Genomic DNA, 11,012 nt, shown 5'->3' on the forward strand with positions numbered 1-11,012 from the left:
CCTTATTGGTATAGTTTATTTTTATATCTAATCTATGTTTAGTTAATTCAGTTAGACCCTTTCAAACGCATAACATCAATAAAACCATGGAATTAGTCATACAGAATCTCTCCAAGACCTACCCAAATGGTACAAAGGCGCTCCAACATATCAACCTGACTATACCTAAAGGTATGTTTGGTTTATTAGGACCAAACGGTGCCGGAAAATCATCGTTGATGCGTACTATCGCTACCTTGCAAGAGGCAGATACGGGCAGCATTATGCTGGGAAACATGGATGTGCTGCGTGAGAAGGAAGCCATGCGAAAGGTTCTTGGCTATTTGCCGCAGGAGTTCGGAGTATACCCAAAGGTTTCGGCAGAGGAGATGCTGGATCACTTTGCCATATTGAAAGGTGTTAGCAATTCTAAAGAGCGGAAAGAGGTGGTGAAAGCACTCTTACAACAAACCAACCTGTATGATGTGCGCAAAAAAAACCTGGGCGGCTACTCAGGTGGTATGAAGCAGCGCTTCGGCATCGCGCAGGCCTTGCTTGGCAATCCCCAAATTATTATTGTAGACGAACCTACTGCCGGCCTTGATCCAGCGGAGCGCAACCGTTTCCATAATTTACTAAGTGAGATCGGCGAGAATATCATTGTTATACTTTCCACACACATTGTGGAAGACGTAACCGACCTGTGCCGCAATTTCGCAATCATCAACAAAGGCCAAGTGTTACTGGAAGGCGACCCGCTTCAGGTAATTGACAATATCCGGGGCCGCATCTGGCGCAAGTTCATCAACAAAAACGAGCTGGTGCAGCACCAACTGCAGTACGAGGTGATCTCGTCCCGTCTCTTCGCCGGCCAAACCATCATCCATGTCATCTCTGAATTGCAACCCGGGCCTGAATTTGAAGCCGTAGCTCCAGACCTGGAGGATGTATACTTCAGCAAGATACACGAGGCTGCACTGCGTGAACAGGCTGCGCCTACTCACGCAATTATGAATTAGAAGCTGCGTACGCGCATTTCTAATTTTTCATTTCTAATTCGTAATTAAAGAAGCCATGTTCAAGGAGATATTTCTTTTCGAAATAAAGTACAGGCTCAAGCGGCCGGCTACTTATATATACTTTGTGCTGTTATTCCTGATGGCCTTTTTCGCCATGCTGGGTTTAGCCGGAGCATTTGGGGCAAGTGTGGTTATCGGTGACGCCAGCGGGGGCAAAGTATACGCTAACTCACCTTACCAGATCAACTGGATTATAACTCTCCTCAGTTGGTTTGGTGTGCTAATCACCTGCTCTATGATGGGTACGCCTATTTTCCGTGATTTCGAGCACAAGACGCACTCGTTATACTATACTACTCCTATCTCTAAGGCAGGCTATCTGTTTGGCCGCTTCTGGGGCTCTTTCCTGATCACGCTGCTGGTGTTTACAGGTGTTGCCCTGGGAGCGATGGCAGCAACCGTAATGCCGTGGGTAGAGGCCGACAAAATCGGGCCGTTTAACCTGATCTGGTACCTGCAGCCATACCTAACTATTATTATCCCAAACCTGCTGCTAACCGGGGCCATCTTCTTTACACTAGCCACCCTTACCCGCAGTGCCCTTTCTATTTATGTAGGTGGCGTGATTTTCCTGGTGCTTTATGGCGTATCTAACAGCTTAACCGGCGATTTAGATAACGAGATGCTGGCCAACCTGCTGGACCCTATGGGCGCCTCCGCTATTTACTATACACAACGCTATTGGACTACCGCAGAACGCAATACGCTTCTGCTGCCCTTCAGTGAGCACATTCTTCTTAACCGTGCGCTCTGGATAGGCATTGGCTTGGCTTTACTGGCTTTATGCTACTTCCGGTTCAGCTTCTCCTTCTCCAGCATCGGCCTTAAGCTATTCCGCAGGCGCAACAGCGAAGAGGCAGCCGGTGCTTTTGTGCCTGCCGAGCGTTTACAACTGCCTAAGGTACGGCAGCAATTTTCCTTCAGTCTCAGCTATAAGCAATACCTGAGGTTATCTAAGTTGGAGTTCAAAGGCATTATCAAAAGTCTTTATTTTATAGCCATTGCCGCTGCAGGTGTTATTTTTCTGTTTGTGTCTGGTGCAGAAATCGGAAAAATGTATGATACCAACTTCTTTCCGGTAACCTCGGAAGTGGTGCAGATACTGAGCGGAACCTTTGCCTTGTTCTTCCTGATCATTATTACCTTTTACGCCGGAGAACTGGTGTGGCGAGAGCGGGATAACCGGATGAACCAGATTTATGATGCGCTGCCGATTCCGAACTGGGTGCCTTTTGCCTCTAAGCTTACAGCGCTGGTTTTTGTGCAGGTAGCACTGCTGGTGGTGATCATGGTTTGTGGCATCATTATTCAGGCCTCTAAAGGCTACTTTAATTTTGAACCGGGTGTATACCTTAAAGGTTTGTTTGGCATACAGCTAATTGATTATGTAATGCTGTGCGTGCTGGCGATGCTGGTACAGGTAATCGTAAACAACAAGTACCTCGGCCATTTTGTGATGGTGGTATATTACCTGCTCAACATCTTTAAAGGGCAGTTAGGCTTTGAGCACAACCTCTACTCATTCAACTCTGACCCTGGCATTACTTACTCAGCCATGAACGGGTATGGACATTATGTGTGGCCGTTTACGGTATTCAAGATTTACTGGGCTGTTTTTGCGTTACTGCTGGCCGTGCTGGCCAACATGCTGTGGGTGCGTGGTGCAGAGTCTATGCTGAAGTGGCGCTTTAAGCTGGCTGCCCTGCAGCTCAATCGCCCTACCATGACAGTAACAGGTGTAGGAATGGCCATATTCCTGGTAACCGGTGGGTACATCTATTATAACACCAACATCCTGAACACCTATAAAACTTCTGACGAGCAGGAGGAGCAGCTGGCCAACTTCGAGAAGACTTACAAGAAGTATGATGGCATTCCGCAGCCGCGCATTACTGACGTAAAGCTGAACGTAGATATTTATCCTGACGAACGTGCTTTTGCTTTTGAGGGCTATTTCTGGTTAAAGAACAAGAGCCAGCAGCCCATCGACTCCATCCACCTCATGCTGAGCGATGAGGCAGAGGTAAAAAGATTAAAATTCACCAAATTAGCCAAGCTGGTACTAGAGGACAAGGACAATAGCTACTACATCTATAAACTGGAAAAACCCTTGCAGCCCGGCGACTCTATGCAGCTAGACATGGATTTGCTTTATGAAACGAAAGGCTTCCGTAACAGCGGCTCCAACACCGGCATAGTATACAACGGCACTTTTATCAACAGCGAATATCTGCCAAAGATTGGCTACCAGTCAGGTATAGAACTCAGCCAGGATGATGTGAGGAAAGAATATGGACTGAAGCCAAAACCACGCATGGCCGATGTAGCAGACTCTGTAGCCCGCATGAACACCTATATCAGCAGTGAAGCTGACTGGATCAACTTTGAAGCTACCGTTAGCACATCTCCTGACCAGATTGCCATTGCGCCGGGCTATCTGCAGCGCGAATGGACGGAGAACAACCGCCGTTACTTCCATTATAAAATGGATGCGCCTATCCTTAACTTCTACTCCTTCCTGTCGGCAGACTATGCCGTTAAAAAAGACAAGTGGGTAGGCAAAGACGGCAAAGAGGTTGCGATAGAAGTATACCACCACCCAAGCCACGACTATAACCTCGACCGCATGATTAAAGGCGTTAAGAAGTCGTTGGATTACTTTACAACTAACTTTAGTCCATACCAGCACCGGCAGGTGCGCATCCTGGAGTTTCCGGGTTATGCGAGTTTCGCACAGTCCTTCCCGAACACTATTCCATTCTCTGAGGCCATTGGTTTTATAGCCGATGTGGATGATAATAACCCGGATGATATTGACTATCCATTCTATGTAACCTCGCATGAGGTGGCACACCAATGGTGGGCGCACCAGGTGATCGGCGGTAATGTGCAGGGTTCGGTGCTGATGTCAGAGACGATGAGCCAGTACAGTGCCCTGATGGTGATGAAGCAGGAATATGGCGAAGATAAAATGAACAAGTTTCTGAAGTATGAGCTTAACTCTTACCTGCTGGGCCGCACAATGGAACGCAAAAAAGAAATGCCGCTCTATCGCGTGGAGAATCAAGGCTACATTCACTACCGCAAAGGCAGCCTCGTTATGTATGCGCTGGCTGATTACATTGGCGAGGATAAATTAAACGCTGCCCTCAAGCAGTATGTACAGCAAGTGGCTTTCCAGGAGGCGCCTTATACGAACTCGCTGGAGTTTATGCAGTACATCCGCAGGGCTACGCCAGACTCATTACAGTACCTGGTAACCGATATGTTTGAGAATATCACCTTGTATGAAAACAAAACGAACGAGGCCAAGTATGAAAAACTAAAGAACGGCAAGTATAAAGTAACGCTTACGGTAGATGCCAAGAAGTGGTATGCCGATAGTTTAGGAACTGAAAGCGAAGCCAGAATGAATGACTGGGTAGCTATTGGCGTAATAGCCCGTGAAAAAGTAGGCGAGCATTGGCAGGACAAGCCGCTCTACCTGAAAAAGCATAAGTTAAAGTCCGGCGAGAATACGTTTGAGTTTGTAGTGGACCAGAAGCCTGAAAAGGCAGGCATTGACCCGTACAACCTACTTATTGACCGCACTCCGGGTGATAACACAAAGAAATTGACGGCTAGCTCATAAAACAGCTCCGTCAATCTAGGCACATGAATTAAGGTGAGAATTAAGTCTGTGACCTAATTAAAAGGCAGAAGCCATACCCGATGGGTATGGCTTCTTTTATTCCTGATATTTGTACTGTTGCTCTTATTTGAACAAACCGCCAAGGCCTTTGCCCAGCGTATCTTTCAGGTTACCCCCCATCAGTCCACCCAGCAGGTCTCCCTGGCTTACGCCTCCGGAGCTTACTTTACCTGAAACTTTTTGCATGATAAAATTGATGGCAAACGGCGCTACCTGCTTGGCAATACTTTCAGGTATACCCAGGCGGCCTGTCAGGTCTGATACATACTTGCCTATCATGCCATCGACGGCACTGCTTTCCGATGCACCTTTATTTCCTTTAAACACATCCATCAACCCTCCTATGTTACCGCTGGCGGCACGGTTCTTTACCTCATCCATGATATTATCTTTGGCCAAGTCTACAGACTTGTTAGCGGTGTCTGGTTGCAGGTTATACTTGTTTTGGAGCTCGCCGGTCAGCTGCCCCTTCAGGTTGTTTATTATGTTTTCAATCATAGCAATACAATTTATGTGGCTTATCATCTGTTATCAATGCTTAGCAAGCATTCTGTAACAAGTATAACGCAGTTAGGAGCTAGAAGATTTTTTTACTAATAAATCAGCTTTATATAAAAACATAAGGAACTTTGGCAGTAAAATTGCATCTACAGAGACAACAGGAATTATTATGCCCAGGATTTTATAGCTTTGCCTACACAAACACATGAACATGCGATACATTGCCTTTTTAGCCATTATTTTTGTAGCAGGAGTTGCCTTTGCACAAGGTAAACTAAAGAAAACCCAGATCAGCAAAGAAGTAACCGTTCAGCTGCCATCTGATTTTACGCCGCTACCCGATGATGGCATTGCCCGCAAATACCCAGCCACTACAAAACCGCTTGCTGTATATACCAGCCCAAATGGACAGATTGACTTTAGTGTCACGCAAAAGAAATCTCAGTTTCAGGAAGCGGACCTGAACATGCTGCGCGAGTTTTACAAGGCAAACCTGATGGAAACGTTTACACAGATAGACTTTATCCGCCAGGAGGTAACGCAGGTAAAAGGCAAAGATTACCTGGTGTTTGAGTTTGTAAGCAAGCTGGCTGATGAACGTGGCACCTCTAACCTGGCTCCTGTTAATAAGTATAGCATTGTGCAATACACCATCAAAGGCAATCAACTATACATTTTTACGATGCATATACCTTTCGCCATGAAGAACGACTGGCAAGGAACAGCTCGCGAGGTGATGAATTCTATAAATATCAAATAAGCACTACTACCTACCTACTATGCAAAAGCCCCTCTTATTGGAGGGGCTTTTTGTTTTCCGGCTGCAAATCGTGCGCCTCAATTCTTTCCTCCGCTGAAATCAACCAAGTACGCTAATGTTATGCCTATACTTTGATTTCTGGAGGCTACCAGATTTATATCGCTACGGAAAATATTGCTTAGACTTTGGGTGTACCTGGCTTCTAACTGGAAATCACCAAACCCTGTTTTACGCACCACCCCTACACCAAAGCTCAACCCAAACATGAATGGGTTATCAATTTCTTTATTTTGATAAGCAATCACCCCTTCTCCAGTGTCACTCCCTTCCACACCTTCTCCACCAGCGAGTAAGTAAGAAGCATTAGGTCCAAAATTTAATATGTATCTTGTTTTTTTCTCCCCAAAAGCAATGTGGGTCATCAATGGTAGTTCCACATACTGCAGATCGCGCGTATAAGTATCCCCTGTCACAAGTGTTTCAGTCCAGCCTCTTTGCAGGTAATTGATTTCAGCCTGTATACCTAGTTTTGGGTTGTTGATGTGCTTAAACACAATCCCTCCTGTATACCCTACAGTCATTGTCTGATCGATGGAAGGGTTAAAGCTGAAGCTTGACAGGTTAACTCCTCCTTTTACGCCCAGCTTTGTTTCAGGCACAAACGTATCCTGCGCATTTAAGGTATAGGTACCTATAGAGAGCAAAAGCAGTAGTAAAATCTTCTTCATTTCTATTATTATTACAGATACTTTGCTTCAGGATAGCAGATATTCACAACAACACCCCACCTGGTTAGCCACTAGCTAAGGTACAACATCTGTCGCATAACAATATCTTATACAGGGATATTTTGCCAGATCATGTAGCATACAACAGCTCCATACTAAACTTGAGGGTGCTATATGTGCTACCTAAGTATAGGAATGGCTTCTCCTGCAACTGCTTCTGTAAAAGCACGCTTAAAGTACAACAATCACCATTTTCAGCGGCAATGTAAGTAGCTAAAGCCGCAGTTGGGTTAGGCCTGCGGATTTGCGCCACTTGTTATACTTGCATCTTTAGCACCTTATGACCAAATTTACTCTATGGCAACAGACTTTTTATCTATTCACAGCGACGAACATTTTATGCAGCAGGCTTACCTGCAGGCGCAGTATGCTTTTGAAGAAGGCGAGATTCCGATTGGGGCAGTTGTGGTAAGTAACAACCGCGTTATTGCCAGAGCTTATAACCAAACCGAAAAGCTGAATGATGTAACAGCCCACGCCGAAATGCTGGCCATTACAGCAGCTGCTGAGTACCTGGGCAACAAATACCTGCACGACTGCACACTTTATGTAACCGTTGAGCCTTGCGTGATGTGTGCCGGTGCCAGCTACTGGTCGCAGGTAAAGCGGGTGGTTTACGGAACATCTGAGCCAAAGCGCGGTTATAGAAGAGTAGGTAACTTACTGCACCCAAAAACGGAAATGGTAAGTGGTATTATGGCCCAGGAATGCGCTGAGCTGATGTCGACCTTCTTTGCAGCTAAAAGAAATTAACTAACTTTGACGGCACGTCGTAAACTTTTAATAAAGTATAAAACGTAATTTTTTCAACATTAAACATATATAAAACTATGGCTTTCGAACTTCCGAAACTACCTTACGCATACGATGCACTAGAACCACACATCGATGCGCGTACTATGGAAATCCATCATACTAAGCACCACCAGGCATATACCACCAACCTGAACAATGCCATTCAAGGCACTGAGCTGGAAGGTAAGTCTATTGAGGAAATCATGCGCAGCGTGAAAGAAGACAATAAGGCTGTTCGCAACAACGGTGGCGGTTACTACAACCATAACCTGTTCTGGACTATTCTTTCTCCGAACGGCGGTGGACAACCATCTGGCGAACTGGCAGATGCGATCAATTCTGCTTTTGGCTCTTTTGATCAGTTTAAAGAGAAATTTAACGCGGCTGCTGCTACGCGCTTCGGTTCAGGCTGGGCTTGGCTTTGCGTAAAAGACGGCAAGCTGGAAGTATGCTCTACTCCTAACCAGGACAACACCTTGATGCCGTTTGCTGAAGGTTGCGGCGGGCAGCCGATCCTTGGTCTGGATGTATGGGAGCACGCCTATTACCTGAATTACCAGAACCGTCGCCCTGATTATATCAGCGCATTCTGGAATGTGGTAAACTGGGACGAAGTAACGCGTCGCTACAACGAAGCAAAATAGTCTTTTTTAGACGCTAGATATTAGATGTAAGATTTTAGACGACTTATGTTGATATCTTAAAATCCCCACCGTTTCCGGTGGGGATTTTTTGTTTTACTACTTCACGTTATTAAAAGCCTTGTAAGCAGCTAGAAATACCATTTCTCAATACAACATGTTAAACTATTCACAGGAGCTTAACACCCTATGTGGCCTTTACGTACATTCTAAAAGCAAAGAACCCCTGCCGTAGCTCGTGTTGCGGCAGGGGTTCTTCTTTGTAGATTATTTATTGTTTGATCTTTCCTGCTTAATCTTGCGTGGCTTTGTAGGCGGCAACACCGGCATCTAAGAAGTCCACAAAGTTCTCTACACTTAAATCGTAGGCAGTAGGCTTTACCAGCACATTTTCCTGCGCATCCATCAGCACATAGTATGGCTGAGCGTTTACATTGAATTTAGTGATCTGGTAGTCGGCGTATTTTTTGCCGATGGTAGCTTTCTCTTTACCATCGTAGGCACTTATGTATTGCTCGCTTTCTGGCAGCGCTGATTTATCATCTACATAAAGGGCAAGCACCACATAGTTCTCCTGCAGGCGTTGCAGCACAGCCGGGTCAGACCATACGTTGGCTTCCATTTCACGGCAGTTTACGCAACCGTGGCCGGTAAAATCTATAAAGATCGGCTTGCCTTGCGCTGCGGCACACTCTTTGGCTTGCTCCAGGTCGAAGTAGCCTTGCAGGCCATGCGGCAGCTCAAACTTGTCTGCATACTTAGGAGGCTCACAGAGTTGGTTTGCCACTGCTCTGCCTCCACCACCACTCCGGCGAATAATGCTGTTCAGATCAAAATCATGCGTAGATTGTGGCGGCAGGTAACCAGCCAGTGCTTTAAGGGGCGCACCAAACAAACCAGGCACCAGGTATACCACAAAGGCAAAGGTGGCAATGGCTAAAAACAGGCGCGGCACACTGATAAATCTCAGGTCAGAGTCGTGCGAGAACTTGAGCTTGCCCAGCAGGTAAAAACCCATCAATGTAAAAATCACAATCCAAAGCGCCAGGTATACGTCTCTATCCAGAATACCCCAATGGTACACCTGGTCGGCCACGCTCAGGAACTTAAGCGCCAGCGCCAGTTCGATAAAGCCCAGCACTACTTTCACGGCATTTAGCCAGCCACCCGATTTAGGAAGGCCGCTCAGCAAAGACGGGAAAATAGCAAAGATGGTGAATGGCAGGGCAAAGGCCAGCGAGAAAGCAAACATCCCTACAATAGGGCGTATGGTTTCGCCTCCGGCAGAAGCTACCAGTATACTTCCTACAATTGGCCCGGTGCAGGAAAAAGAAACCAGCACCAGTGTAAAAGCCATAAAAAAAACACCAATCCAGCCTCCTTTATCTGCCTGTGCATCTACTTTAGTAAGCCATGAGCTAGGTAAGGTAATCTCAAACATGCCAAAAAAAGACATGGCAAAGAGCAGGAACACCAGGAAAAAGAGCACATTTGGCAGCCAATGTGTGCTGATAAAATTGGCTCCGTCAGCACCAAACAGCTTCGCGACAACCGTACCAATAATCGTATAGATAGCAATAATAGAGAGACCGTACACAAAAGCCTTCACAACGCCCTGCGCACGGCTGCCGCCACTGCTGGTAAAAAAGCTTACCGTCATGGGCACCATCGGGAACACGCAGGGCGTAAGCAAAGCCATCAGGCCCGCACCAAAGGCTACCAGCATAAAAGCCAACAGGCCATCATCTCCGTTGTTTTCAGCCTCAGGAGCTATACTTGTAGTGGGCGCAACGGCCGTAGCTGTAGAAGTAGCAGGACTTGCCATTGCTACAGCAGCCGTATCGGTAACAACAACTGCTGCTGTGGCAGTATCAGCATCCTGTGCTTCTACCGGCTCTGTTTTCAGCTGTTCTGTTGCTGCAGGCCTGGCTTCTGTTTCTGTTGTTTTTGTGGCAGGAGTGCCGGTAGGTGCCGCGGCGGCAGTTACATTAATTTGTTTGGTTGTAAAGCTAAAGTCGTCGTCAAACGGAATACAACGGCCATCCACATCGGTGCACACCTGGTACTCATAAGTACCCTTCACCAGTAGGTCAGGCTTTAGTACACGAATCTTCTGCCTGAACTGCGCGGTACCTGTAAAGTAGGTATACTCCCCTTCCCAGATATCATCATACTTTTTCTTCGGCTTTACAGGCACAATCTTACCTATCAGCTCATAAGACGGGTGCTTCTGAAACTTGAACTCCGTTACCATTGGGCCCAGGTCCGGATCAAAATCAGATGAGTACAAATACCAGTCTTTGTCAATTTTAACATTAAAAATCAGCTCCACCTCTTCGCCTGTAGCCACTTGTTTTTTAGAGACGTCATAGCTCCAGGTGGCAGGCTTCAGCACTTGTGCCTGTACTACAAAAGAGAACAAAAACAGCAGCCACATAATGGATAGCTGCCTTAGGGTGTTTTTTCTATTCATGATAACTTGTTACCAGTTCGGGCGCAGCAGAGCAATGGTCCTGACTGTATTGTATACTATACATTGGTTTCAGTACTACAAAAGTATGCAATTTATATGTGAGACCGCACGCCTACCTTTTGCAGCCTGACATACAACAAGTCCGGCTGCCTTAATGTTGGCGGCTGTACCACATAAGGCTACTTTCATAACCATGACTTACTTTGTAGTGCTTTATAAATAATACTTATCCCTTTGCCCACGCTTCCAGACTAGAAAATTTCAGGAAACATGCTATGTTCCCCGTTTATTGATGAAGCAAAGAC

Annotated in this window: 8 protein-coding genes; 5 read left to right on the plus strand and 3 right to left on the minus strand. The window is 46.2% G+C overall.

Features of this window, described 5'->3' with window-relative positions; all coding sequences use genetic code 11:
* Positions 1 to 86: 86 nt before the first annotated feature.
* Positions 87 to 998, plus strand: a complete 912-nt coding sequence (locus ACFQ2O_RS16035) for an ABC transporter ATP-binding protein (protein WP_377529921.1) — start codon at positions 87 to 89, stop codon at positions 996 to 998.
* Between the two features lie 55 nt (positions 999 to 1,053).
* Positions 1,054 to 4,689, plus strand: a complete 3,636-nt coding sequence (locus ACFQ2O_RS16040; RefSeq protein WP_377529923.1) for an ABC transporter permease/M1 family aminopeptidase — start codon at positions 1,054 to 1,056, stop codon at positions 4,687 to 4,689.
* Positions 4,690 to 4,812: 123 nt separating this feature from the next.
* On the opposite strand, the gene ACFQ2O_RS16045 is transcribed toward ACFQ2O_RS16040, so the two are convergent.
* The gene (locus tag ACFQ2O_RS16045; RefSeq protein WP_377529927.1) at positions 4,813 to 5,247 is read right to left on the minus strand and encodes a hypothetical protein; all 435 of its coding nucleotides are present in this window, start codon (positions 5,245 to 5,247) and stop codon (positions 4,813 to 4,815) included.
* A 208-nt stretch (positions 5,248 to 5,455) separates the two neighbouring features.
* On the opposite strand from ACFQ2O_RS16045, the gene ACFQ2O_RS16050 reads away from it, so the two are divergent.
* Positions 5,456 to 6,010, plus strand: coding sequence for a hypothetical protein (locus ACFQ2O_RS16050; RefSeq protein WP_377529930.1), 555 nt, complete (start codon positions 5,456 to 5,458; stop codon positions 6,008 to 6,010).
* Positions 6,011 to 6,087: 77 nt separating this feature from the next.
* Here ACFQ2O_RS16050 and ACFQ2O_RS16055 read toward each other — a convergent pair whose 3' ends face one another.
* Positions 6,088 to 6,738: a porin family protein gene (locus tag ACFQ2O_RS16055; RefSeq protein ID WP_377529932.1), complete on the minus strand. Its 651-nt coding sequence runs from the start codon at positions 6,736 to 6,738 to the stop codon at positions 6,088 to 6,090.
* Between the two features lie 357 nt (positions 6,739 to 7,095).
* On the opposite strand from ACFQ2O_RS16055, the gene ACFQ2O_RS16060 reads away from it, so the two are divergent.
* Both ACFQ2O_RS16060 and ACFQ2O_RS16065 read left to right on the plus strand, forming a co-directional pair.
* Positions 7,096 to 7,551, plus strand: coding sequence for a nucleoside deaminase (locus ACFQ2O_RS16060; protein WP_377529935.1), 456 nt, complete (start codon positions 7,096 to 7,098; stop codon positions 7,549 to 7,551).
* A 77-nt stretch (positions 7,552 to 7,628) separates the two neighbouring features.
* On the plus strand, positions 7,629 to 8,237 hold the full coding sequence (locus ACFQ2O_RS16065) for a superoxide dismutase (protein WP_377529940.1): 609 nt from the start codon (positions 7,629 to 7,631) through the stop codon (positions 8,235 to 8,237).
* A gap of 289 nt (positions 8,238 to 8,526) precedes the next feature.
* Here the strand turns inward: ACFQ2O_RS16065 and ACFQ2O_RS16070 are convergent, their stop codons facing one another.
* A complete protein-coding gene (locus ACFQ2O_RS16070) occupies positions 8,527 to 10,707 on the minus strand; it encodes a protein-disulfide reductase DsbD family protein (protein ID WP_377529942.1) in 2,181 nt (726 codons plus the stop codon).
* Positions 10,708 to 11,012 lie beyond the last annotated feature (305 nt).

The organism is Pontibacter rugosus, assembly GCF_042678745.1.
GTDB lineage: Bacteria > Bacteroidota > Bacteroidia > Cytophagales > Hymenobacteraceae > Pontibacter > Pontibacter rugosus.